Source organism: Microbacterium elymi, from assembly GCF_021582895.2.
Classification (GTDB): domain Bacteria; phylum Actinomycetota; class Actinomycetes; order Actinomycetales; family Microbacteriaceae; genus Microbacterium; species Microbacterium humicola.
This window is the reverse complement of record NZ_CP091139.2, coordinates 1062160-1086248: the sequence shown is the minus strand read 5'-3', so window position 1 is coordinate 1086248 and position 24089 is coordinate 1062160. Positions and strand designations below refer to the sequence as shown.

Genomic DNA, 24089 nt, shown 5'->3' with positions numbered 1-24089 from the left:
AGATGGTGTCCGAGTCGGCGAGCTGCTCGATCCGTCCGGCGCGCATCACCGCGATCCTGTCGCTCATCGACAGGGCCTCGCCCTGGTCGTGCGTGACGAAGATGAACGTGATGCCCAGCTGTGCCTGGATCAGCTTGAGCTCGAGCTGCATCTCCTCGCGCAGCTTCCGATCCAGCGCCCCGAGCGGCTCGTCCAGCAGGAGCACGGACGGACGATTGACCAGCGCCCGGGCCAGCGCCACGCGCTGCTGCTGACCGCCGGACAGCTGAGCCGGCCGCCGGTCGGCGAACGAGACCATCTGCACCATGCCGAGGGCGGACGCCACGCGCTCGCGCACCTCGGATTTCGGCACCCGCTTCTGCTCGAGCCCGTAGGCGACGTTCTGAGCCACGCTCATGTGCGGGAACAGCGCGTACGCCTGGAACACGGTGTTCACGTTGCGCTTGTACGGCGGCAGGCTCAGGACGGATCGTCCGGAGATCCGGATGTCCCCGGCATCCGGTCGTTCGAACCCCGCGATCATCCGCAGCGTCGTGGTCTTGCCGCAGCCGGATGGCCCGAGCAGGGAGAGGAACTCGCCGGCGCGGATGTCCAGCGACAGGTCGTCCACGGCGGTCTGGTCGCCGTAGCGCTTCGTCACCCGCTCGATCGCAACCGCGCCCGTCGTCTCGTCCGTTTCGGGTTCCGGACGGGCCGGGGTGGTGGTGGTCACGGAGCCTCCCTCTCGGGCGACGTCGCCCCTTGGAACGCGATTCAATCCCGGGACCCGCGCGGGCGCAATACGCGCGGGTCCGAAACGGACGAATCCGCCTGCCGATCGACGTCGGCCAGACACTCTGTCCGGACGATGCACGCGGGTCTGCGGGGGCGGGATGCCGGGGTCAGCGCTGGCAGGAAGGGCACCAGTAGACGAGCCGCTCCCGCGTCGGGTCGGCGCCCAGCGCGCTGCGCCGGATCGGCTGCCGCAGCGCCGGCACGGCTGCCGGTCGCGGCCGTACACCCAGCGTGCGGCGCCGCGTCGGCTGTCGCCGGTGAACGTGCGGATCGTCCGATCGCGGTTGGACTGCAGCATCCGTGCCGCCGTGGCCACCAGCGCGACGCCGTCCACCTGCGATGCGGGGGTGGCGGGCAGGATGCCGCGGACGAACAGCACCTCGTTGACGTACTCGTTGCCGAGCCCGGCGAGGTTGCGCTGATCCTGCAGAGCCACGTGCACGGGACGCGCGTCGCCGGCCAGACGCCGGGCGGCCTCGGCGGGATCCCAGTCCGGCTCGAGCGGGTCGGGGCCGAGGTGTCCGACGAGCGTGGACTCGTCGCGGGTGGGCACGACGGCGACCTCGGCGAGGTCGAACCCGATCGCGTCGCATGCGGCGGTGGACAGGATCGCGCGGGCGGTGTGTGCCGGTCGCGGCCAGCGGGCGCCCGGACCGAGGACCACCCACACGCCCTCCATCTTCAGGTGCGAGTGCAGCGTCCACTCGCCGATCCGGTGCAGGAGGTGCTTGCCGCGCGGCACCACCTCTCGGACGATCTGCCCGGTGAGCTCGACGGTCGCCGCCTGGGGACGCGCAGCTCGAACCGGGTCAGCGTCCGCCCCGCCAGCGCCTCGTGCAACCGGCGCGCGGTCTGCCAGACGGTGTCGCCCTCAGGCACGGGAGGTGACCTTGCGCAAGCGTCAGCCCGCGCGTCGACTCGACGAAGCCGGCTGCGCGCAGGGCGCGACCGACCGGGGTGCCGAACACGAACGCGCCGTTCACCTGCTCGATGGTCAGGGTCTCCAGGCGCCGGGCCCGCGCGGTCTCGGCGAGGCTCCGGCATCCGGCACCCAGCGCGCCGTCATGCTCGCTGAACGCCAGCGCGGTCTTGCCGCCGCGCTCCAGGTACAGCACGAGCTCGCCGTCCACGAGCACGACGAGCGCCCCGGCCTTGCGGCCGGGCCGGTGCGCGCTGCCCTCCAGCGCCGGCCAGCCCAGCGCCGCCCCATACGGATTGGCCGGGTCGGCCGCCGCGAGGGTGCGGGCGGTCAGCGGGGGCGGGTCGGTGAGGCCGGCGAACTCGCGCAGGCGGTCGATGGTGGCGGATGCCGCGAACTGCGCCGCCCCGAGCCGCTCGATCACGTACCCGCGCCGGCAGTGCCCGGCCTCTTCGAATCCGGCGAGGATCCGATACATCTGCGCGAAGCCGCCCGGCACCTGCTCGGCGACCACCGAGCCGCGGGTGACCACGCCGTAGCGGTCCAGCAGCAGGCTGGCCGTCGCGGTGGCCCGCAGCGCGGGGTCGGCCTCGGGCGCGGGCAGCACCGACCACCGGCCGCCGATCGCCGGCGGACGCGGCGGGGCGGATGCCCGGGACGGCGACGCGCCGCGGTACATCCGTGCGCGCGGCGTGCGGCGCGACACCTTGTGCGCCTGCGACCCGCCCGAAAGCAGCGTGCGCAGCGGCGCGAAGGTGTCGTTGGTCACCCGCCCCGCCCAGGTCAGCGACCAGAGCGCCTCGATCACAGACTGCTCGTTCTCGGCATCCGCCAGCGTCCGCAAGCTGACCCGCGAAGTACGCGCCGCCCGCGCCGAGGACATTCAGCAGCCGCTCCTCGAGCGATCCGGGCACGATCTCGCCCACCGGCTCGGCCAGCGTCACCGGCGCCGCATCGGCGGGGTGCAGGGCGACCCAGCCGTCCCGGCCGGGCAGCGCGCCGTGCCCGGACCACACCACTTCGCCGCTCGCGGTGAGCTCGTCGAGCATGCCGGGCGAGTAGTCCCGCACCCGCGAGGCGAGGACGAGCGACTCCCACGCGCTGGCGGGGATCGGCACGCCGGCGAGCTGCTCGACCACGGCCGCGACGCCGTCGATGCCCTCCAGCGGCCGGTCGAGGTGCTGCCGACACCGGCAGGAAGCGCGCGTACGCCTGGGGTGCGACCGGCTCGACGCTGCCGCGGATGGCGGCCAGGCTCCGCATCCGCAGCCGGCGCAGGGCCTCGGCGTCGCACCACTCGGCGTCGTCCGGGCCGGACCCGGCAGAGGCCTCCGGCAGGAAGAATCCGCTGGTGACCCGGCCGGCGGCCTCCAGCCGCTGGAGGGTGAGGCGGGCGACCGCGACGCCGACGCCCAGGCGTTCGGCCGCGGCATCCGCCCGGAACGGCCCGTGCGTGCGGGCGAACCGGGCCACCAGGTCGCCGAGGGGATCGGCGACCGGTTCGAGGAACGCGGTGGGGATGCCGACCGGCAGCGCGGTGCCGAGGGCATCGCGCAGCCGCCCGGCATCCTCGATCGCGGCGACCCGCGGCATCCCGCCGATCGTGACCGGGATCGCGCGATGCGCGGCGACGAGGGCGTCGAGGTGGGTGGATGCCGCGGCCGGCGTCGGTGCCGCGGAAGCGGGCTCGGCTTCCAGCCGTGCGGCGACCTCGGCGGCATCCAGCGGCCCCAGCATCCGCAGCAGATCGGCCACGCCCTCCACGCCGCGCACGTGCCGCTCGGCGTCGAGCCGCTGCACCTCGCGCTCGAACTGGGCGATGATCTCCGGGTCGAGCAGCTCGCGCATCTCGACCTTGCCCAGCAGTTCGCTCAGCAGCGCCGGATCGACCGACAGCGCCGCCGCGCGTCGCTCGGCCAGTGGCGAGTCGCCCTCGTACATGAACGCGCCGACATATCCGAACAGCAGGTCGCGGGCGTACGGCGACGGCTGGGATGTCGAGACCTCGACGAGCCGGATGCGGCGCTCGCCGATGCCGCGGCACAGCTTGGCGAGCGCCGGCAGGTCGTACACGTCCTGCAGCACCTCGCGCAGCGTCTCGAGGATGATCGGGAACGTCGGATGCCGGCGGGCCACCTCCAGCAGCTGCGCGGCCCGCTGCCGCTGCCGCCACAGCGGGCTGCGGCGGCCCGGGTTCAGCCGGGGCATGAGCAGCGCGCGTGCCGCGCATTCGCGGAACCGCGAGGCGAACAGCGCGGACCCGCCGACCTCGTCGGTGACGAGCTGGTCGATCTCATCCGGCTCGAACACGAACAGCTCGGCCCCCGGGGGCTCGGCTTCGGCATCCGGGATCCGGGCGATGATCCCGTCGTCGCTGGCGACCGCCGATCCCTCGACCCCGAGCCGCTCGCGGATGCGGGCGTTCACCGCCAGCGCCCACGGCGCGTGCACTTGCATGCCGTACGGGGAATGAAGGATGACGCGCCAGTCCCCGACCTCGTCGCGCGAGCGCTCGACGGTCAGCGTCCGGTCGGTGGGAAGCGTCCCGGTGGCCTCGCGCTGCTCGGCCAGATAGCCGAGCAGGTTGTCGACGGCGTTCTCGTCGAGCCCGGACTCGACGAGCCGGGCCTGCGCCTTCTCGGGCGCGGAGGCCGCCACCTCGCGCGAGAACCGGCCGAGCGCCTCGCCCAGTTCGGCCGGACGGCCGATGCCGTCCCCGTGCCAGAACGGCACCTTGCCGGGCTGTCCGAACGCCGGCACGACGTTGACCCGGTCGTGCGTGATCTCCACGATCCGCCAGCTGGTGGTGCCGAGGGTGAACACGTCGTTGACGCGCGACTCGTAGACCATCTCCTCGTCCAGCTCGCCGACCCGGGCGCCGACCTTCTCGCCGGCGGCGTACACGCCGAACATGCCGCGGTCGGGGATCGTCCCGCCGCTGGTGACCGCGATCCGCTGCGCGCCGGGGCGGCCGGTGAGCGTGCCCTGGTCGCGGTCCCAGACCACGCGGGGCGCAGCTCGGCGAACTCGTCGGACGGGAACCGGCCGGCGAGCAGATCGAGCGTCGCCTCGTACGCCGAGCGCGGAAGCGTGCGGAACGGGGCGCTGCGCCGCACCGTCACGTACCAGCCCTCGACGTCGACCGGGCCGACGGCGCAGGCGGCCACGGTCTGCTGGGCGAGGATGTCGAGCGGATTCTGCGGCACCGAGAGCGCCTCGATCTGGCCCGACAGCATCCGCTCGGTCACCACCGCCGTGTGCAGCACGTCGCTGCGGTGCTTCGGGAACAGCGCCGCGCGGCTGATCTCGCCGACCTGGTGGCCGGCCCGGCCCACGCGCTGCAGGCCGGATGCCGCGGACGGCGGCGCCTCGACCTGGATGACCAGATCGACCGCGCCCATGTCGATGCCCAGCTCGAGGCTCGAGGTGGCCACCACGCAGCGCAGGATGCCGCGCTTGAGCTCGTCCTCGACCTCGGCCCGCTGCTCCTTGGACACCGAGCCGTGGTGCGCCTTGGCGAGCACGGGCGGCTCGTCGGCGTCCGCATCGGCCGAGAGGCGCTCCGCGTAGATCTCGTTGAGCCGGCCGGTCAGCCGCTCGGCGAGCCGCCGCGAGTTCGCGAACACGATGGTCGACTTGTTCTGCAGCACCCGGTCGACGATGGCCTCTTCCACGTGCGGCCAGATCGAGCCGGTCATCTCGGTGCTCTCCGGGGCGGGGGCATACCACTGGCCGTCAGCCGCATCGCCGTTCGCGGCATCCGCTGCCGCGGCGGAGCCGTCGGAAGCAGGGGATGCGGGAGCCGGGGACTCGGGCGCCGAGGACTCGGGCGCCGGCGGCGGATTGCGCATGTCGTCGACCGGGACCACGACGTTCAGCTCGAACGTCTTCGTCGCCCGCGGGGCGACGATCTCGACCGGCGCCGCGCCGCCGAGGAACCGGGCGACCTCGTCGATCGGCCGCACCGTGGCCGACAGGCCGATGCGCTGGGCGGGCCGGTCCAGCAGCTCGTCCAGCCGCTCCAGGCTCACCGCCAGGTGCGCCCCGCGCTTGGTGGCGGCCACCGCGTGCACCTCGTCGACGATCACGGTGTCCACGCCGCGCAGGGTCTCGGCGGCCTGGCTGGTGAGCATGAGATACAGCGACTCGGGGGTCGTGATGAGGATGTCGGGGGGAGCGGTCACGAGCCTGCGGCGATCGGACGCCGACGTGTCGCCGGAGCGCACGCCGACCGTGACATCCGGGATCGGAACGCCGAGGCGTCGCGCCTGCTGCGCGATCCCGACCAGGGGCGAGCGCAGGTTGCGCTCCACGTCCACGCCCAGCGCCTTCAGCGGAGAGACGTAGAGGACGCGGGTGCGTCGGGCCGCGGTGCTCGGCCCGGGGACGGTGGGGCGGCGCGGATCGGCGGCCGGGCCACCGGCATCCCGCGCGTGGAAGACCCGGTCGATCGCCCAGAGGAACGCCGACAGCGTCTTGCCCGATCCGGTGGGCGCCACCACGAGGGCGTGCTTGCCGGCGGCGATGGCCTCCCACGCGCCGCGCTGCGCGTCGGTCGGGTGCGCGAAAGCGCCGCGGAACCACTCCCGCGTCGCCGCGCCGAAGAGGTCCATCACGTCGCCCACCTCCCCATCTTTGCCGGTATCACCGACATCCGGGCTAAGCTGGAAGTTCTTTGCCACCCCTGAGAACAGTGAGAAGGGAGCCGATCGTGTCGAACGTGACCGGAACGGACACCGTCTGGATGACCCCGGCCGCCCTCGCGGCCCTGCAGAGCGAACTCGACGAGCTCACGGCCATGCCCAGCGACGAGGCCCCGCAGGCGCGGGTGCTCGAGCTGCGCGAGCTGATCCGCCGTGCGGAGGTCGGGACGAAGCCCGACGACGGCGTCGTCGAGCCGGGCATGCGCATCACCGTGAAGTTCCAGGCGGACGGCTCGGTGGAGACCTTCCTGCTCGGCAGCCGCGACCTGGTGCGCACCGACGGCGACATCGAGGTGTATTCGCCCACGTCCCCGCTGGGCTCCGCCATCAACGGACACCGGGTGGGCGAGGCGGTCAGCTTCGCCGCGCCGAACGGCGCGACCCTCGAGGTGTCGATCGTCGCGGTCACCCCGTACGCGTAGCGATCACGTCGCAGTGGTCACTCCCGTACGCGCAGCCGTCACTCCGACGGGATCAGCACCCACAGGAACAGGTACGGCCACAGGCCGACGCCGAAGAACATGAGGCCGGCCGCGGCGAGCACGCGGACGACCAGGACGCGGCAGCCGAAGCGGTGCGCGACGGCGGCGCAGACGCCCGCGAACACGCGGTCCTCGCGCGGACGGATGAGTGTGGCCATGCCGACATCCTCCCACCGCCGCCCCCGCGTTCACAGGGCCCGGAGAATCCGGCCTTCTTCGGACGACCTGGGCGAATTCATCCGAGGTCGGCGCGATCCTCCGAACCCGGTGAGTCGCTCAGCGCCGCTCGGCCAGGCCGTCGGGGGTCAGCTCGAGGGTCGTGTCCACGCCGAGCCGCTGCAGGAACGCGTCGTCGTGACTGACGACCAGCACCGCGCCGCGGTAGGCCGACAGGGCGTCCACGAGCTGATCCACGGTGTCCAGGTCGAGGTTGTTCGTCGGCTCGTCCAGCACCACCAGCTGGGGCGGGGGATCGGCCAGCAGCAGGCGCGCCAGCGCCACCCGGAACCGCTCGCCGCCCGAGAGCGCCGCGACCGGCCGGTCCACGGCATCCCCCCGGATCAGGAATCGCGCGAGGCGATTGCGGATCTCGGCCGGCGGCGTCCCGGGCGCGGCGGCCCGCACGTTCTGCAGCACCGAGGCGGCATCATCCAGCCCGTCCACGCGCTGCGGCAGGTATCCGACGCGGTCGGTGTGGGCCTGGGCGCGTGCAGAACTCCGGAGATGCAGCCCGAATGGGCCGGAATCGGCCCGGGCTGAGGCGGGCGCGTCCGAAACTCCGGAGTTCTGCACGGCCGATGCCACCAGCTCCTCGAGCAGCGTGGTCTTCCCGGCGCCGTTCGGCCCGATCAGGGCCACCCGCTCGGGCCCCGCGACGACCCACTCGCGCGCGTCGTCGGCGAGGGTCGCGATCCGGCGCCCGGCGGGCACGCCCGGGTCGGGCAGGTCGATCAGCACCGCGTCGTCGTCGCGCACACGACGCTCGGCGGCGTCCAGGGCGGCGCGGGCGGCGGACTCCTTCTCGCCCATCTCGGTGCGCAGCCGTCCGGCCGAGACCTGCGCCGCGCGCTTGCGCCCGCCCGCGATGATGCCGGGCACGCGCTTGGAGACCTGGGCCTTGCGCCCCACCGCTGCGCGCCGCGAGAGCTTGGTCTCGGCCTCGATCCGCTGGCGCTTCTCGCGCTTGAGCACCTGCTCGGCGGCGCGCTCGGCCTGTGCGGCCGCGGACTGCTCGGCCTCCCGCCAGTCCCGCCACTGCGAGTACGGTCCGCCGAACACCGACAGCTCGCTGTCGTACAACTCGGCGGTGGCGTCCATCAGCTCGAGCAGGGCGATGTCGTGGCTGACCACGATCAGCGTCCCGCGCCACGCGCGCACCATGTCGTACAGGCGGTGCCGGGCGTCGCGGTCGAGGTTGTTCGTCGGCTCGTCCAGCAGGGTGATCGGCGCCTGTCGCAGCCGGATGCCGGCGACCGCCGCCAGCACCGCCTCGCCGCCGGAGATCTCGCCCACCGTCCGGTCCAGGGCCCCGTCCGGCAGCCCCGCCTCGGCCAGCGCGGCGATCGACCGGGCCTCGATGTCCCAGTCGTCGCCGATCGCGTCGAAGTGCCGCGGGTCGGCGTCGCCGGCCGCGACGGCGCGCACCGCGGCCAGCGTCTCGGCGACGCCGAGCAGCTCGGCCACCGGTCGCTCGGTGCCGAGCGTCAGCTTGCCGGAAGGTACGCGATGTCGGATGCCGCCGTCACATGGCCTCCGGACGGTTCGAGCGCGCCGGCGATCAGGCGGAGCAGCGTCGACTTGCCGGATCCGTTGCGGCCGACCAGCCCGGTGCGACCGGCGCCGAACGCGCCGGACACGTCGCGCAGGGCGATCGAGCCGTCCGGCCAGGCGAACGAGAGCCGATCCAGGACGACGGGAGCGGAGAGAGTGTGTGCAGGCATGGGGCCTCCTCGATGTCGGGGTGCGCCGACATCGATGCCCGAGGCGCTCCCGCAGCGGGAGGGGTGAGATCGACGGTCGGCGCGCGAACGTGCTGCGAGGCAGCGGATTGTCCGGTGACGGCACGACACGTCGAGAAACGACGGATCGGGCAGCGTCAGCGCGCGGCGGCGATCTCGGTCATTCCATTCCTCACGTCGGGGACAGGGCCGAGCCACTTTAGCAGATCGGCCTGCCGGTGTCGGCGGCATCCGGCAGACTGGCGCACATGACGACGCGGTCGGTGAGTGCCCTGGGCGTCCTGGCGACGTGGCTGCTCATCGACCTGTGGCGGGTGTGGACGCCGTCGCTGATCACACTGTTCGGGCGCGCCGCCCAGACGCCGGCCGAGGTGATGGGGGCGTACGCGCTGCTCGTGATGGCGGTTCCGCTCGTGATCGTCGCGTTCCTCCGCCGCCGGCTCGCCCGGTGGGCGGGGTGGATGCTGCTGGCGGCATTCGTGGTGCGGATCGCGCTGGCGATCAACCCCGAGGGCGGCGACATCCAGCTGTACGGCAGTTCGGTCGGGGTCGTGCTGGCCTTCGGCGCGCTGTGCCTGTGCGCGGGGTCGCTCGGTCGCGCGCTGGTGCCGAGCGTGCTCCTGGGCGTCGCGGTGAGCGCGTCCACACATGCGCTGCTGGGCACGTTCGGCGCCGTCTGGCGCCGCGACGGATGGGATGTCGCGCTGCTGATCGTGCAGGCGGTGCTGGTCGTCGTCGCGATGCGGGGCGCGGCACGGGCGCGCGATGCGCCGGTCGCCGCGCGCACCGCGCTGCGCTGCCGCCGGTGCTGCTGATCGTGCTGCTCGGGCTGTCCGACGTCGGGCGGGGCTCGGTGCTGAGCCCGATCTGGGGCACCTTGGCGGTCGTGGTCGGCGTCTGGGCGGCGGTGATCGTCGCGCTCCTGCCGGCTCCGCGTCGACGGCCGTGGTTCTCTGCCGTGCTGTTCCCCGCCGCGGTGCTGGTCGCCGTGCCGCTCGAGGTCACGCGCGGCGGCTTCGAGGGCGTGCTGAGCGTGTGGGCGGCGGCGGGGTTCGTCGTCGGACCGGCAGCTGCCGCCCGGCTGCTGCTGTTCGCCGGGGCGGGTCGCTCGCCGCGGACGGCGTCCGTGGCGGCGGGTGTGGGTGGGGTGATCTGGACGCTGCTGTTCTTCGCGTTCTACGCCGGCTACGACCTGGGGTATCGCGCGGACTGGGTGATCTTCGCCGCGGCGGTGGCACTGGCGGCCTGGGCCGTGTCGTATCGGGCCGGGATTCGGGGTCGCATCGGTCGCGATTCCGGGGCTGCGCCCGGGTCCGGCTCCGCGCGTGGGTCCGGCTCTGCGCGCGGGTCCGGCTCTATGCCCGGGGCCGACTCCGACGCCGCCTTCGATCCCGCCGAGGCGCAGCGCATCGAGGCCGGGGGCGCACGGGCGGTCGCCGCGTCGGCCGTCGCCGCCGTGATCGCGGTGATCGCCGCGCTGGTCGGGCCGGCGCTGACGATCCCGACCCGGCCGGTCGCGGCATCCGCCACCGATCGGCCTCTCACCGTGGCGGCCTACAACCTGCGCATGGGGTACGCACTGGACGGCCGCTTCGTGCCGGGGGCGGTGGCCGAGCAGATCCGCCATGCCGGGGCGCACGTGGTGCTGCTCAGCGAGGTCGACCGCGGCTGGCTGCTCAACGGCGGTCAGGATCAGCTGGCGATCATGGCGCGGATGCTGGGCATGCGATTCGTCTTCGGGCCAGCCGGCGATCAGGTGTGGGGCGACGCGATCCTCACCGACCTGCCGGTGCACGATGCCGACTCACAGCGCTACCCGGCGTTCGACTCGCTCACCGGCGCCGGGATGACCTCGGCCACCATGAAGTGGGGTGACACGGCCGTGCAGGTCATCGCCACCCACCTGCAGCCCGACGGCGACGACCTGAACGCCACGCAGGGCCAGGCGGCGTTCTTCTCGCAGGCGCTGGCCGCAGCCGCCGCCCGCGGACCCGTGATCGGGGGCGGCGACCTGAACACGACACCCGACACGGCGTCCTGGCGGCTGCGCTCGCCTCGGGCGCCCGCGACGCGCTCGCTCCCATCCGGCCCGCCTACACCTCGCCGGCGGAGGCCCCCGACCAGGAGATCGACCACCTGTTCGTCGCCGGGATGACGGTGCACGACGCCGCCGTCGCCGACTCGACGCTGTCCGACCACAGGATGATCACCGTGCAGGTGCAGGTGGACTGACGCCGCGCGGGCCGGGGCTGGGGCACCCGCGCGCCCGCATTCGCGCCCGCGCTCCGGCATCCGCGCCCCGCCGACCGCGCTCCGGCATCCGCGCCGCGCCGACCGCGCGGCGGCACCCGCGCCCCGGCGACCGCGCCCCGGCACCCGCGCCCGCTATCCGTCGGCGTCGAGGGTGGCCAGCCGCTTGTCAAGGAACACCCGGATGTCGGCGACCTCTTCCTCGGACACGCCATGCCCGAGCGTCGGGTAGACCCGTCCGGACAGCTCGCTGTGCGCCGGAAGCCACTGCGTGGTGCGGTCGATCAGCGGCGCCGGGATCACGTCGTCGAGCGCCCCTCGCCCCCAGAACACCGGCGGACGCCGGCGCTGCAGCTCGGCATCGCCCGGCAGCTCGCCGGGGGCGGTGTACCCGGACAGATTCAGCACGAACGCGAACCGCTCGGGGGCCAGCCGCATCGCCTGCAGCGCCACCGAGGCGCCCTGCGAGAAGCCGAGCAGTCCCACGGTGCTCGCGGGGCCGGCCGCCGCATCCAGCCATTCCAAGAACGCGGATGCCGCTGCCGTCACCCGCTCCGGGTCGCGTGCGCGCGGCCCCGACAGGTCGGCGTCGGTGACATCTTCGATCGGATACCAGGAGTGCCCGGGGGAGGGCCACGGCGGGGTCAGCGGCGCGCGCACGGACGCCGTGACGAACGCCTCGGGCAGCGCCGGAGACAGTCCGAACAGGTCGTGCTCATCGGCGCCGTAGCCGTGCAGCAGGACGAGCAGCGGCCGGCCGGCGCGCACGTCGGCCGGGGCCGACCACAGTGCGGCGTCGGGATCGATGCGGGGCGCGTCGAAAGAGCTCATGCGCCCATCCTGCCAGCGTGCACCGACGTCCCGTCCGTCAGTCGGCGGCTGCGCCCAGCCGCCGTGCAGAGTCGATCACGAACTCGACCCCGAGCAGGAACAGCTCGTCGTCCTGCAGATCGACGAGCTCGTTCGCCAGGGCCGCAAAGCGCGGAAACAGCTGGGGGTCAGGGCGAAGCGGCGCATCGAACCAGGGATTGGCGCCGTTCACGCGCGCGGTGCCGGGCTCGCCCTCCCGCTTGCGCGCGTGCGATGCCCGCAGCCCCGGACAGCGAGTGCTGGGCAAGCAGCGCGTAGTGGCGCACGACATCCTGATCGTTCAAGCCGGCGCGGGTGAATGCGTCCAGCATCAGCTCGATCGCCGACAGTTCGCCCGGGCCATGTGTGGTCAGCGTCGTGGCCTCGGCGCCGATCGCCGGGTAGCGGATGAAGGTGCGCAGCGTGTGCGTCGCCAATTCTCGCAACCGCTGCTCCCAGTCCGCGGGCTCTGCCTGCACCGCCGCCACCGACTCGGCGATGACCGCGTCCAGCAGGGCACGCATCACCTCCTCCTTGCTGGAGAAGTGTCGGTAGATCGCCGTCGGATCGGCTCCCAGCCGAGCGCCCAGCTCGCGCACTGACACGGTCGCGCGGCCGCTCGAGGCCGCGAGCTCGAGGCCCGCTGCGACGATCGCCTCGCGGTCGAGTCGGGTCTGCGCTCTTCCCCGGTGATTCGCGGTCGTGTGATTCGCCATTCCCACCCTCGTTCGCCGCCGTTGAGATGGCGGGTGCACCGATGCGCCGCGTGCATCCCCGACGCCCCTGTCAGCCTAACTTGTTCCACGTCCATTGAGTCAACAGTGTTGACAACGACGTTGACTGCATCTAGCCTCGCTCGAAGCAGAACTTCGACGCGGAAGGACGGCCATGACGGCTGATGTGATCTTCACCGGCGGTGCGATCTTCACCGGATCAGGGGCACCGGTGTCCGGACAGTTCGTGGCCGTGACGGATGGTCGCATCGTCGCCGTGGCGCCGGATCCCGAGCTGGTCGCCCATGTCGGTCCCCACACGCGAGTCGTCGATCTGGCGGGCGCCCTGCTGTCGCCAGGTTTCCAGGACGCGCACATCCACCCGATCGGGGGCGGGACCGAACTGCTGCAGTGCGACCTGTCGGGTGCTGAGGATGCCGACGCCGCCATCGCGATCGTTGCGGAATACGCCGCCCGGCAGCCGCCCGGCGCCTGGATCCTCGGTGGCGGCTGGTCGATGGACCACTTCCCCCGCGGCAATCCGACACGTCGTCTGCTGGACGCGGTTGTCGCCGACCGTCCGGTGATGCCTGCTCAGCCGCGACCACCACTCCACCTGGGCCAACACCGCCGCCATCCAGACCGCGGGCCTGGACGCGTCCACGCCCGACCCCGCAGACGGCGTCCTCATCCGCGAGGCGGACGGGTTTCCGGCCGGAACGTTCCACGAAGGCGCCGGGAACCTGTTCGCGCACGTCACGCCCGCCGCCGACCCGGAGCTCGCCTACCGCGGACTGCTGCGCGCGCAGGAGCGTCTGATCGCACTGGGCATCACCGGCTGGCAGGATGCCATGATCGGCGACCTCGCCGGGACGGCCGAGGGCCTGGAGGCCTACCGACGAGCGCTCGCCGAGGGCACACTGCGTGTGCACGTCGACGGTGCACAGTGGTGGGAGCGCGACGGCGGCGCGGAGCAGGTCGCGCAGATGGTCGCGCGGCGCGACGAGATCGCCGCGCTCGGCAGCGACCGGTTGCGCCTGGGCACCACCAAGATCATGGTCGACGGCGTCGCCGAGAATCACACCGCCGCGATGCTCACCCCCTACCGCGACGAGCACGGCCACGACTCCGGCGCCTCTGGACTGACGTTCGTGCCTGCCGGACGACCTGCGCGAATATGTCACCGCCCTCGATGCCGCGGGCATGCAGGTGCACTTCCATGCACTCGGCGACCGCGCCGTGCGGGTGGCCCTGGACGCGCTGGAAGCGGCGCGCGAGGCGAACGGCGCGACCGACGGCCGACATCACCTCGCGCACCTGCAGATGGTCGACGAGGTCGATGTCCCCGCTTCGCGGGATTGGATGCCACGGCCAACATCCAGGCGCTGTGGGCCACGCATGAGGACCAGTTGGACGAGCTGACCCTCCCGTTCCTGCGCGATGGCGCGGAGGCGCGGCACTATCCGTTCGGCGACCTTGCGCGCGCCGGCGCGCGGCTGGCCGGGGGCAGTGACTGGCCGGTCTCGAGTGCGGCGCCGATCGATGCGATCCACGTCGCGGTGAACCGTGCGTATCCCGGGTCGGGACTGCCCTCGCTGGGTGGAGCCGGCCAGTGCCTGGACCTCGCCACCGCGATGGCCGCCTATACGTCGGGCACCGCGTGGATCAACCATCGCGAGCACGAGACCGGGCGGATAGCGCCGGGGTTCGCCGCCGACCTGATCGTGCTCGACCCCGACCCGTTCACGCTGCCCAGCGCAGACATCCACCTCTGTGAGGTCGCCGCGACGTGGATCGGCGGCACGCAGGTCTACACCCGTACCCCCGTCACCACAGGAGAGCACTCATGACAGCTCAGCACCGTCACCGCATCCTGACCGCCGCTGCCGGCATCGTCGCCGCCGCGCTCGTGGTCACCGGATGCGCCGGCTCGACAGCAGCCCGAGACGCCGAAGACGTCCAACAGCCTCACCGCCGACACGCCGGCGCCCTCCGGCGACATCGACAGCATCACCTGGGCCGTCTATGCCGAGCCGTATTCGCTCGACTACGCCTACGCGTTCGACTACCCCGACAACCAGATCCTGGCCAACGTGTGCGAGTCGCTCGCGGCTGAACCCGGACTGGACGCTGTCGCCGAGCCTGGCCGAGTCGTTCAGCAACCCGACCCCGACCACGTGGGTCTACGAACTGCGCAAGGACGTCACATTCCACGACGGAACCAGGATGACCGCCGCAGATGCGGTGGCCTCGATGAAACGCCACATGGACCCGGCTGTCGGGTCGTCGTGGGCCGATGTCTACCAGAACGTGAGATCGATCACGCAGACCGGGCCGTACGAGGTCACCGTCACCACCTCGATCCCCGACTCGCAGTTCAATCTGGCCATGGGCTCATCGGCCGGAGTGGTCGAGTCGGCCAAGACGCTCGCTGAGAAGGGCAAGGACTACGGCAACTCGACCGGGCTGGTCAATTGCACCGGACCGTACAGCGTCGCGTCGTGGGAGTCGGGCGAGTCGATCACACTCGAGCGCTACGACGACTATTGGGACACCGCGCTGAGGGCCAAGAACAAGACCTTCACGTTCGTGTTCATGGGCGATTCCACAGCGCGCGTGAACGCGCTGACCACCGGTGCCGTCGACGGCAGGCTGGATGCTGCCCGCCGAGGCGCTGCCGAAGCTCGCAGCACGGATGCCGGTCACCTGTACCTCGGTGTGAACACCGCGGTCAACAACATCGTGATCTCGAACCTGAAGGGCGCGCTCGGTGACGTGCGCGTGCGCCAAGCGCTGATGATGGCACTGAACAGACCGGAGATGGTCAAGGCCATGACCGGTGGCATCGGTGAGGTCACCAACGCCATGACCACGAAATCGGTGTGGAGCGGCGTCGACGAATCGACCGTGGATGACGCGTTCAACGGATTGAAGGACTACACGTACGACGTCGCGGCTGCGAAGAAGCTGGTCGAAGAGGCCGGCGCCACCGGCAAGGAGGTCGTGTTCGCCACGGCGCCGATCGGCAACGACTTCAACATCGTCTCGCAGGGCACGGCCGCCGCCGCCAACGCCATCGGGCTGAAGGCGAAGATCGTCACCCTCACGCCGGCGCAGTTCAGCGCGCTGTTCTCCGACCCGAGTGCGCGTGAAGGCATCGACATGTTCTACACCAGCTGGTACCTGTCCAGCCCCGACCCGCTGGAGATGTACGCGGTGCTGCGCACCGGCCAGTTCAGCAACTACGGCGAGTGGGACGACAAGGAGTTCAACACGGTCGTGAACGAGGCGATCGGGACCTCCGACGTCAACGCCCGGGCGAAGCTGTCGACCAAGGCGCAGAAGATCGCCAACGAGCAAGCTGCCGTGGCTGCCGCTGTTCGACGCGCCGACGACGGTGTTCCTCGGCAAGCGGATCACCGGCCTGCAGCCGTCGATCGCGTTCCTGTACTACCCGTGGGCGGCCACCCTTGGCAAGCGCTGACCTGCTGCGGGACCCGGTCGACAGTGCCGACGCTTCCGCCTCCGCCGCACGCCGCGGGCGGTCGGGCGCGGTGGTGCGGCTGGTCGTCGGCAAGCTTGCGAGCCTCGTGCTCACGCTGTTCCTCGCGTCACTGCTGGTGTTCTTCTCTCGCTTCATCGTTCCGGGCGACCCCGTACGGTTCCTGCTGCGCGGGCGCAGTCCGAACCCGCAGGCGATCGCCGAGGTCACGAAGCAGTTCGGACTGGACCTGCCCCCATGGCAGCAGTACGTCAACTGGGTGGTCGACATGCTGCACGGCGACTTCGGTCGCTCGCTGCAGTATCGGCAGGATGTGTCCTCGGTGATCGCGGGTCGGCTGCCCACCACGGCGCTGATGGTGGGGATGGCCGCGGTGGCGATCCTCGTGCTCGGGCTCGTCGCCGGCATCGTCGCCGCGGTCTACCGCGGCCGCGCCGCCGACCGGGTCACGCTGATCGGGCTGACCGTGCTCAGCGCGATGCCGTCCTTCGTGGTCGCAATCCTGCTGATCGCAGTGTTCGCGGTCGATCTGGGCTGGTTCCCCACCTTCGGCGCCGGCGAAGGGTTCGGCGACATGGTGTACCACCTCACGCTGCCCGCACTCACGCTGACCATCGTGTTCGTCGTGCTGATCGCCAAGGTGACCCGCTCGGCGATGGTCGAGCAGTTCTCGCGTGAGCACGTCGAGGTGGCCACCAGTCGCGGGGTGCCGGCCGGCGCCGTCGTGCGCCGGCACGTGCTTGCGCAACTCGCTGCGCCCGATCCTCACCGTCGGCGGCCCGCTGATCGCCGGGATGCTGGTGGCCACGACGATCGTCGACGCGGCATTCGGGGTCGCGGGCATCGGTTCGCTCCTGGTGCAGTCCGTCGACCGACTGGACTTTCCCGTGGTGCAGGCCATCGTGCTGCTGGTGGTCACGGTGTTCCTCGTTGTCAACACCGCCGTCGATCTGCTCGAACCACTGCTGGATCTACGCTTGGCCGCCGGGGAAGCCGCACGATGAGCACGACTGCGACCATGACCCTGCGCATTCTGCGCACCACGCGCTTCCCGCGCGCTTCTGCCACCACCTGGGTCGCCGTCATCGTCGTGGTGCTGCTCGTGCTGATGGCAGCATTGGCTCCCGTCATCGCACCGTTCGCACCGGATGCCGTCGACTTCACCGCCATCAACGCCGGCCCCAGCGCCGCGCACTGGCTCGGCACCGACGGCCTCGGGCGCGATCTGCTCAGCCGCACGATGTTCGGCGCGCAGACCGCGCTGCTCGGCCCGCTGGCCGTGGTCGTCGGCTCGACGATCGTGGGCATCCTGCTCGGTCTTGCAGCCGCCTGGCGCGGCGGCTGGCTGGATGCCGTCCTGGGCCGGCTGTTCGATGTGCTGTTCGCGTTTCCGTCGCTGCTTCTGGGCATCATGGCGGTCGCGCTGTTCGGCAAGGGGCTGATCGCACCGGTGATCGCGATGAGCATCGCATACGCGCCGTACGTCGCGCGGCTGACCCGCGCTCTGGTCAGTGCCGAGCGGTCCCGCCCGTACGTGGCCGCCTACCGTGTGCAGGGCTTCTCGGGGCCCTGGATCGCGCTTGCGCCGGGTGCTGCCGAACGTGACCCCGGTCGTCGGCGCGCAGTCGACGCTGAACTTCGGCTACATCCTGGCAGAGCTGGCCGGGCTCTCGTTCCTGGGGCTGGGCGTGCAGCCGCCGACAGCGGACTGGGGCGCGATGATCAACGAGGCGCAGGCCGGCATCGTCGCCGGCGCCTTCCTGCCGGCCCTGGTCCCGGCCGTCGCGGTCGTGCTCGCGGTCGTCGCAGTGAACGTGATCGGCGAGGACATCTCCGATCGCATCGGAGGAGATGTGGCATGACCGATACCGCAATGGCGAGCAGATTGCTCGAGGTCTCGGAGCTCACCCTGACGCTCGCCGACGGCACGCCTCTCCTGCGTGGCGTGACGCTGCACGTGGATGCGGGAGAGACGGTCGGACTGGTGGGCGAGTCCGGCTCCGGCAAGTCGTTGACGGCGCGCGCCGCGCTCGGCCTGACGCCTGCCGCCGCGACGCTCGGCGGGTCGATGCGGGTCACCGGCCGCGAGATGGTCGGCGCCCATCGAAAGGACGTGCTGCGCGTGCGTCGCGAAGGTGCCGCCATGGTCTTCCAAGATCCACGCTCGGGGATCAATCCGATGCGCACCATCGGCGACCACATGACCGAGACGATGCGGCTGGTCGAGCATTGTTCGGCGGCCGATGCCCACACGCGTGCACTGGACCTGCTGGATGCTGTCCGGCTGCCGGATCCCCGGGCGCATCTGCGTCAGCATCCGCACGAGTTCTCCGGCGGCATGCTCCAGCGCGTGATGATCGCCGGAGCGCTGACCTCGTCGCCCAGCTGCTGATCTGCGACGAGCCCACCTCGGCACTGGATGTGACCACCCAGGCCGACATCGTCGCCGTGCTCGAGCATCTGCGGGGCGAGCGTGGGATGGGGATGCTGTTCATCACGCACGATCTCAACTTGGCGGCATCCATCTGCGATCGCGTCTATGTGATGCACGACGGTGTGATTCAGGAGCAGGGCTCGGCGCGCGACGTTTTCGGGAACCCGCAGGCGGCGTACACCCGCCGCCTCGTGGAGGCCACTCCATCGTTGGACCGGACCGCCGGCCCAGCGGCGGCCGGGCTGCGGCACGCGGGTGTTCCGGCCGAGCCCGCGCCGGCGCCCGCAGATGAGCCCATACTGCGGGTGGAGGGACTCGGCAAGAGCTACCACGTGGCGGGTCGAGCGCCCCTGCAGGCCGTGTCGGGCGCTTCGTTCGCACTGGCGCGTGGCGGCGCGCTGGGCGTGGTCGGCGAATCCGGCTCGGGCAAATCCACGCTGGCGCGGATGATCGTGGGGCTCGAACGTCCCGATGTCGGCGACATCCACATTGCCGGCCGTGACCGACTCGGCGCCGCGCACAGCCGCGCCGAGCGGCTTGCGCGGGCCCGTTCTGTGCAGATGGTGTTCCAGGATCCGTACCTGTCGCTGGACCCGCGTGTCCCGGTGGGGCGAGCCATCGAAGACGCGCTCCGGCTGCACACCGGCCGACGCGATGCCGCTCTGCGCCGGCGCGTGGTCGAGCTGCTCACCGCGGTCGGGCTCGAGGAGCGCCACGCATCGGCGCGTCCGCGCACACTGTCGGGCGGGCAACGGCAGCGGGTCGCCATCGCCCGTGCGGTGGCCGTCGATCCCGACGTGCTGGTGATGGACGAGGCCACCAGCGCGCTGGATGTGTCGGTGCAGGCGCAGGTGCTGGACCTGGTCGCCGACATTCGTCGTGACCGAGGACTGACCGTGGTCTTCATCAGCCACGACCTGACCGTCGTGCGCCGCGTATGCGAGACGACGCTGGTCATGCGGCGCGGGCGGATCGTCGAGGAAGGTCCGACTGCTCGACTCCTCGAGGCAGCCGCAGCACCCCTACACGCGCCTGCTGCTGGACTCGATCCCGCGGGTGCCCGCCCACGACTGAGAGCGAGGGCGTTGCGATCAGAATGACCTTACTGTACGGTAATGCATTACCGAAGAGTAAGGAGTTCCCCATGCCCGACATCACGCGCATCCTCGACATCGCCGCCCCGCCCAGCCGCGTGTGGGCGCAGTTCGCGGAGCCCGCGGGCATGCGCTCCTGGCTGGCCGATGATCTCGACATCGATCTGCAGCGGGGCGGGGAGTACCGGATGACCGGGCCCGACGGCACTACCATCACCGGGACAGTGCTGGAGATCGTGCCGGAAGGTCGACTCGTGCTGAGCTGGTGCGAGCAGGATGCCGGGTGGAGGCATCCCGCCCGCCTCGTCTTCCTGCTGGAGGCCGTCACGACGGGCACCCGGGTCACCCTGCGGCACGACGGCTTCGCCGGGATCGGGTCGCCGCGCTGGGCGGCGATCGAGCAGGCGTACGTGCGCGGCCTTGCCGAGCACCTCGTGCTGGAGGCGCTGGCGGCCGCGGTGGGAGCCGATGTCGCCTGATGCCACCGACGAGGTCTTCCGCATCCTCGCCGATCCGACGCGTCGCCGCATCCTCGACCTGCTCGCCGCCCAGGGCGAGCAGTCGGTCGGAGCCCTGGCCGCTGCCTTCCCCGGCCTGGTGGCATCGGGGATCTCCAAACACCTGATGGCGCTGCGGGCGGCCGGCTTGGTGCGCGCCCGCAAGGAGGGGCGCAACCAGCTTTACCGCCTCGACCCGGACGCGCTGCACGCGGCCATGGCCCCGTGGCTGCGCCGGTACGAGGTCTTCTGGACGGATGCACTGCTCCGCCTGCGCGACGTCGTCGAAGAACCTCCGGCCGGCGGGCGATCCGACATCCGGCAACCACCGGAGTGACGGATGCGTGGGGTATACAGGAGACATGCCCGTCCGCACGCCTGACCCCGATCCCGAGCCGGACCCGGAGGAGTCGACCCCGGGCGGCGAGCCGTTCATCCCCGGCTCGCTCGAGGGCTTCGGCACCGGTGCGGGGAGCGTGAACCCCGGCTGGCTGACCGACGTCGAACTCGCGCAGGCGCGGCGCCGCCTGCCCATCCTCTACGTCGAGGCCGTCCCGGTGCGCACCGACGGCGTCGGCGTCGTCACCGAGGTGGGCCTGCTGCGCGCGACGCCGCTGGGCGAGATGACCCGCACGATCGTGTCGGGCCGGGTGCGATACGGCGAGACCGTCCGCGACGCGCTGTTCCGCCATCTGGAGAACGACCTCGGCCCGATGGCGTTCCCGCTGCTCCCACTGCAACCGACGCCGTTCACGGTGGCCGAGTACTTCCCGATGCCGGGGCTGGGCGCGTTCCACGACGACCGACAGCATGCCGTCTCGCTCGCGTTCGTGGTGCCGGTCACCGGCACCTGCGATCCTCGTCAGGATGCGCTCGAGGTGACGTGGCTCGGGCCCGAGGAAGCAGCATCCGATGCCGTCGCGGCCGACATGGAGGGCGGCCGCGGCACGCTGCTGCGGATGGCGCTGGCCAGCGTCGGCGCGCTCCGCTGAATGCCGGCGGCATCGGCCGCGCGCGGGCATTGAGGACACTCAGGCAGGGGCGGTAGTGTTCACCGTGTCCGCACGCAGAGCATCTGCGCCACTGCCCCCCGGTGTCGTAGGCAGCGTCCGCTGACCCGCCATCGGCCGCGCGCGGCGAGGCGGTTCCGGCGTCGCGCTGTCTCGCGCTGAACCCCACTTCCGAGAGCCGAGACACACCCATGTCCGACCAGCCGCCGCAGACCGACGCCGAGTCCGCCGAGACGCCGTTCGACACCCTGCTGGCCGCCACCGCGGCCGATGCGGGCTTCAACACCGCGTTCCGCGGGTACGACAAGGACGAGGTCGATGCCGCGATCTCGCAGCTGAAGACGCGCCTGCGCACCTCGGGTGACGAGGCCGCCCGGCTCAAGGATGAGCGCCACCGCGCCACGACGTCGCTTGCGCAGCTTGCAGAGCCGGGTCGAAGAGCTGGAGGATGCCGCCACCGCCGCCCGCTCGCAGGACAGCGACGCGCTGGCCGCGCTGAAGGCGAAGCTGAAGGATGCCGCAAGCCCAGCGCCGCAAAGAGGTCGAGCAGGTCCGTTCGGACGAGGCTGCCGAACGTGCCCGGCTGGAGGAGGCGCATGCCCAGCTGAAGGCCGACCTCGCCGCCGCGCACGCGCAGACGACCGAGGCGCAGAAGCACGTGCAGGCGCTGAGCGAGGAACTCAGCGGGTCCCCGACCGAGTCGCCGAACCGGCGCCAGTTCGAGGAGATCCTGCGGGTCGCCGAGGAGCAGGCGTCCACCCTCATCCGCAACGCGAGCGTGCAGGGCGACCGGTTGCTGGAGGCCGCGCGCGAAGAGGTGGACAGTCGGCGCGCGGACGCGCAGGCGCAGGCCGAGGGGATCATCGCCCAGGCACAGCACGAGGCGCAGCAGGCGCGCCTGCGAATCGACACCGAGCTGACCGCGCACCAGGCGCTGCTCGAGCGCGAAGCCGCGCACGCTGCCGAGAAGGTGGAGCAGGCGGACCGCGAGGCGGCCGCCATCCGCTCCGAGGCGGAGAAGGGCGCGGCGGCGCTGCGCTCGATGGTGGCACGCGAGACCAGCCGCGACCGCGCCGAGGCCGAGGAGGCGGTCCGCGAGCTTGCGCGTGCGCACGCTCGAGTTCGAGGCATCCCTCACCCGGCGCCAGGACGACGCGCACCAGGAGTTCCTGGTGCTGCGACAACCAGGCCGTCGCCCACGCCGAGCGGATCACCACCGACGCGAACGAGCAGGTCGCCGCCTCGCTGGAGCACGCGAAGCGCGTCACCGCGAAGGCGGACGACTTCGAGAAGCTCGCCCGCGCACAGGGCAGCAGATCGAGGCCGACGCGCAGCTGCGCGCCGCCGAGCATCTGGAGCACGCCCGCACCAAGGCGCAGAAGATCATGGACCTGGTCACCGCGAACGCGCAGGACGTGCTGCGCGACGCCGAGGACCGCGCACGCCAGCTTGCGCTGGCAGCAGCATCAGCTCACGAGCTTCCTCGCCGAGGTGAAGGAGCTCATCCGGCCGTCCTCGACTCTGCCGGCCGCCGAGGGCGCGCCGGTGTCGCCTGCCGAGGACGACGCGGCGGATGCCGCGACCGACGCGGCGGCGGATGCTGATGCCGACGCGGACGCCGACGGGGAAGCGACGGACGCCGACGGGGAGAGCTCGGTCATCGAGGAAGCCGAGCGCATCGTCGAAGACGCGGACAACTGAGCCTGGGAGTGCCGGTCAGCCGGAGGTGGTCTCGCGCGCGATCGCGGCGAGGAACGCGTCGATGTCGTCCTCAGTGGTGTCGAACGAGCACATCCACCGCACCTCGTTGCGCGCAGCATCCTCCCCACGTCCACTCGGATCATCGCTGACGCGCTGATCCGAGCCTCCGGACGCGGGGCCCCAGTCATAGAACCGGAATGACTCCCGCAGCCGGTCGGCGACGCCGGCCGGCAGCGTCGCGAACACGCCGTTGGCCTGCGTCGCCTGGGTGAACCCGACGCCGCTGATGGAGCCGTCGGCGAGGCCCGCCTCGATGCCGGTCCGCAGACGCTGCGCCATCGCGTTGGCGTGCCGCGCGTTGCGCAGCCACAGATCGCCCTCCAGCAGCGCCACCAGCTTGCGCCGAGACGAACCGCATCTTCGAGGCGAGCTGCATGTTCATCTTGCGCAGATAGACGAGGCCGGCGGATGCCTCCGGGTTGAGCACGACGATCGCCTCGGCGCCCAGCGCGCCGTTCTTGGTGCCGCCGACGCTGACCACGTCGATGCCGACGTCGCGGGTGAAGGCGCGCAGCGGCAGGTCGAGGGATGCCGCCGCGTTCGCGAGGCGCGCGCCGTCCATGTGCACGCGCATGCCGACCCCGTGCGCGTGATCGGCGATGGCCCGCAGCTCGTCGGGCGTATACAGCGTGCCCAGCTCGGTGGACTGCGTCAGCGACACCACGAGCGGCTGCGCGCGGTGCTCGTCGCCCCAGCCCCAGGCCTGAAGGTCGATCAGCTCGGGGGTGAGCTTGCCGTCGTCGGTCGGGACGGTCAGCAGCTTCATCCCGCCGATGCGCTCGGGGGCGCCCTGCTCGTCGACGTTGATGTGCGCGGTGGATGCCGCCACGACCGCACCCCACCGCGGCAGCATCGACTGCAGCGCGGTGACGTTCGCGCCGGTGCCGTTGAACACCGGGAACGCCTCGACCCCCTCGCCGAAGTGGTCGGACATGACCTCTTGCAGGCGGGCGGTGTAGGCATCCTCGCCGTAGGAGATCTGGTGCCCGCCGTTGGCGGCGGCGATGGCGGCCAGCACTTCGGGATGGATGCCGGAGTAGTTGTCGCTGGCGAAGCCGCGCAGGTTCGCATCATGCAGAGGGGTCACAGGTATCCAATCTAGTTCGTGTGCGGGGCACTCGCCGGTGGCAGCGGCAGGCCGGA

16 protein-coding genes and 6 pseudogenes are annotated in these 24089 nt (G+C 71.8%); 14 read left to right on the top strand and 8 right to left on the bottom strand.

All coding sequences use genetic code 11. From position 1 onward, the window contains the following. Window positions 1-241 precede the first annotated feature (241 nt). Window positions 242-1531 (bottom strand): annotated as a pseudogene (locus L2X98_RS20180) (ATP-binding cassette domain-containing protein); the annotation flags it as partial. A gap of 52 nt (window positions 1532-1583) precedes the next feature. Next, a pseudogene (locus L2X98_RS05800) lies at window positions 1584-6306 on the bottom strand (Lhr family ATP-dependent helicase). A gap of 98 nt (window positions 6307-6404) precedes the next feature. Between L2X98_RS05800 and L2X98_RS05795 the strand changes: the two are divergent. After that, on the top strand, window positions 6405-6818 hold the full coding sequence (locus L2X98_RS05795; protein WP_259612613.1) for a GreA/GreB family elongation factor: 414 nt from the start codon (window positions 6405-6407) through the stop codon (window positions 6816-6818). Between the two features lie 38 nt (window positions 6819-6856). Here the strand turns inward: L2X98_RS05795 and L2X98_RS05790 are convergent, their stop codons facing one another. After that, window positions 6857-7036: a PspC domain-containing protein gene (locus tag L2X98_RS05790; protein WP_259612612.1), complete on the bottom strand. Its 180-nt coding sequence runs from the start codon at window positions 7034-7036 to the stop codon at window positions 6857-6859. 118 nt (window positions 7037-7154) lie between these two features. Further along, window positions 7155-8818 (bottom strand): annotated as a pseudogene (locus L2X98_RS05785) (ABC-F family ATP-binding cassette domain-containing protein). 266 nt (window positions 8819-9084) lie between these two features. Here L2X98_RS05785 and L2X98_RS05780 point away from each other — a divergent pair. Both L2X98_RS05780 and L2X98_RS05775 read left to right on the top strand, forming a co-directional pair. Then, window positions 9085-9651 (top strand): hypothetical protein, encoded by a 567-nt coding sequence (locus L2X98_RS05780; protein WP_259612611.1) that lies wholly within the window; start codon window positions 9085-9087, stop codon window positions 9649-9651. Next, entirely contained in the window at window positions 9642-10991 is a 1350-nt protein-coding gene (locus L2X98_RS05775; protein ID WP_259612610.1) for an endonuclease/exonuclease/phosphatase family protein, read from the top strand. Before L2X98_RS05780 ends, L2X98_RS05775 begins: the two co-directional genes overlap by 10 nt. 230 nt (window positions 10992-11221) lie before the next feature. Here the strand turns inward: L2X98_RS05775 and L2X98_RS05770 are convergent, their stop codons facing one another. From L2X98_RS05770 to L2X98_RS05760, 3 genes are read right to left on the bottom strand one after another with little or no spacing between them, the layout of a single operon-like run. Further along, on the bottom strand, window positions 11222-11917 hold the full coding sequence (locus tag L2X98_RS05770; protein WP_259612609.1) for an alpha/beta hydrolase: 696 nt from the start codon (window positions 11915-11917) through the stop codon (window positions 11222-11224). 37 nt (window positions 11918-11954) lie between these two features. Beyond that, window positions 11955-12128: a hypothetical protein gene (locus L2X98_RS05765; RefSeq protein ID WP_259612608.1), complete on the bottom strand. Its 174-nt coding sequence runs from the start codon at window positions 12126-12128 to the stop codon at window positions 11955-11957. Next, a complete protein-coding gene (locus L2X98_RS05760) occupies window positions 12085-12651 on the bottom strand; it encodes a TetR/AcrR family transcriptional regulator (protein WP_259612607.1) in 567 nt (188 codons plus the stop codon). Before L2X98_RS05760 ends, L2X98_RS05765 begins: the two co-directional genes overlap by 44 nt. A gap of 172 nt (window positions 12652-12823) precedes the next feature. Between L2X98_RS05760 and L2X98_RS20175 the strand changes: the two are divergent. The 11 genes and pseudogenes from L2X98_RS20175 to L2X98_RS05695 form a co-directional block, all read left to right on the top strand. Then, a pseudogene (locus L2X98_RS20175) lies at window positions 12824-13177 on the top strand (amidohydrolase family protein); the annotation flags it as partial. 61 nt (window positions 13178-13238) lie between these two features. Next, window positions 13239-14498, top strand: coding sequence for an amidohydrolase (locus L2X98_RS22135; RefSeq protein ID WP_435526270.1), 1260 nt, complete (start codon window positions 13239-13241; stop codon window positions 14496-14498). A gap of 70 nt (window positions 14499-14568) precedes the next feature. Continuing rightward, window positions 14569-15819, top strand: a pseudogene (locus tag L2X98_RS05750) (ABC transporter substrate-binding protein); the annotation flags it as partial. A 386-nt stretch (window positions 15820-16205) separates the two neighbouring features. Next, the gene (locus L2X98_RS22130) at window positions 16206-18542 is read left to right on the top strand and encodes an ABC transporter permease subunit (protein WP_435526252.1); all 2337 of its coding nucleotides are present in this window, start codon (window positions 16206-16208) and stop codon (window positions 18540-18542) included. 29 nt (window positions 18543-18571) lie between these two features. Beyond that, on the top strand, window positions 18572-19684 hold the full coding sequence (locus L2X98_RS05725) for an ABC transporter ATP-binding protein (protein WP_259612606.1): 1113 nt from the start codon (window positions 18572-18574) through the stop codon (window positions 19682-19684). 44 nt (window positions 19685-19728) lie between these two features. Further along, entirely contained in the window at window positions 19729-20157 is a 429-nt protein-coding gene (locus tag L2X98_RS05720) for an SRPBCC family protein (protein WP_259612605.1), read from the top strand. Further along, on the top strand, window positions 20147-20512 hold the full coding sequence (locus tag L2X98_RS05715) for an ArsR/SmtB family transcription factor (RefSeq protein ID WP_259612604.1): 366 nt from the start codon (window positions 20147-20149) through the stop codon (window positions 20510-20512). Before L2X98_RS05720 ends, L2X98_RS05715 begins: the two co-directional genes overlap by 11 nt. Window positions 20513-20537: 25 nt before the next feature. Continuing rightward, window positions 20538-21167 (top strand): NUDIX hydrolase family protein, encoded by a 630-nt coding sequence (locus L2X98_RS05710; RefSeq protein WP_259612603.1) that lies wholly within the window; start codon window positions 20538-20540, stop codon window positions 21165-21167. Window positions 21168-21376: 209 nt separating this feature from the next. Next, a complete protein-coding gene (locus tag L2X98_RS05705; RefSeq protein ID WP_259612602.1) occupies window positions 21377-21793 on the top strand; it encodes a DivIVA domain-containing protein in 417 nt (138 codons plus the stop codon). Then, window positions 21700-22680, top strand: coding sequence for a transforming acidic coiled-coil-containing protein (locus L2X98_RS05700; protein WP_259612601.1), 981 nt, complete (start codon window positions 21700-21702; stop codon window positions 22678-22680). The genes L2X98_RS05705 and L2X98_RS05700 overlap by 94 nt, the downstream gene beginning before the upstream one ends. Further along, window positions 22635-22886 (top strand): hypothetical protein, encoded by a 252-nt coding sequence (locus L2X98_RS05695; protein WP_259612600.1) that lies wholly within the window; start codon window positions 22635-22637, stop codon window positions 22884-22886. Before L2X98_RS05700 ends, L2X98_RS05695 begins: the two co-directional genes overlap by 46 nt. Window positions 22887-22901: 15 nt before the next feature. Here L2X98_RS05695 and L2X98_RS05690 read toward each other — a convergent pair. Next, window positions 22902-24033, bottom strand: a pseudogene (locus L2X98_RS05690) (threonine aldolase family protein). Between the last annotated feature and the right edge of the window lie 56 nt (window positions 24034-24089).

Bases quoted from the DNA above. Each gene is read 5' to 3' on its own strand.
- L2X98_RS05790 (WP_259612612.1), bottom strand. From the start codon at position 7,036: ATGGCCACACTCATCCGTCCGCGCGAGGACCGCGTGTTCGCGGGCGTC.
- L2X98_RS05780 (WP_259612611.1), top strand. From the start codon at position 9,085: ATGACGACGCGGTCGGTGAGTGCCCTGGGCGTCCTGGCGACGTGGCTG.
- L2X98_RS05770 (WP_259612609.1), bottom strand. From the start codon at position 11,917: ATGAGCTCTTTCGACGCGCCCCGCATCGATCCCGACGCCGCACTGTGG.
- L2X98_RS05760 (WP_259612607.1), bottom strand. From the start codon at position 12,651: ATGGCGAATCACACGACCGCGAATCACCGGGGAAGAGCGCAGACCCGA.
- L2X98_RS05720 (WP_259612605.1), top strand. From the start codon at position 19,729: ATGCCCGACATCACGCGCATCCTCGACATCGCCGCCCCGCCCAGCCGC.
- L2X98_RS05715 (WP_259612604.1), top strand. From the start codon at position 20,147: ATGTCGCCTGATGCCACCGACGAGGTCTTCCGCATCCTCGCCGATCCG.
- L2X98_RS05710 (WP_259612603.1), top strand. From the start codon at position 20,538: ATGCCCGTCCGCACGCCTGACCCCGATCCCGAGCCGGACCCGGAGGAG.
- L2X98_RS05705 (WP_259612602.1), top strand. From the start codon at position 21,377: ATGTCCGACCAGCCGCCGCAGACCGACGCCGAGTCCGCCGAGACGCCG.
- L2X98_RS05700 (WP_259612601.1), top strand. From the start codon at position 21,700: ATGCCGCAAGCCCAGCGCCGCAAAGAGGTCGAGCAGGTCCGTTCGGAC.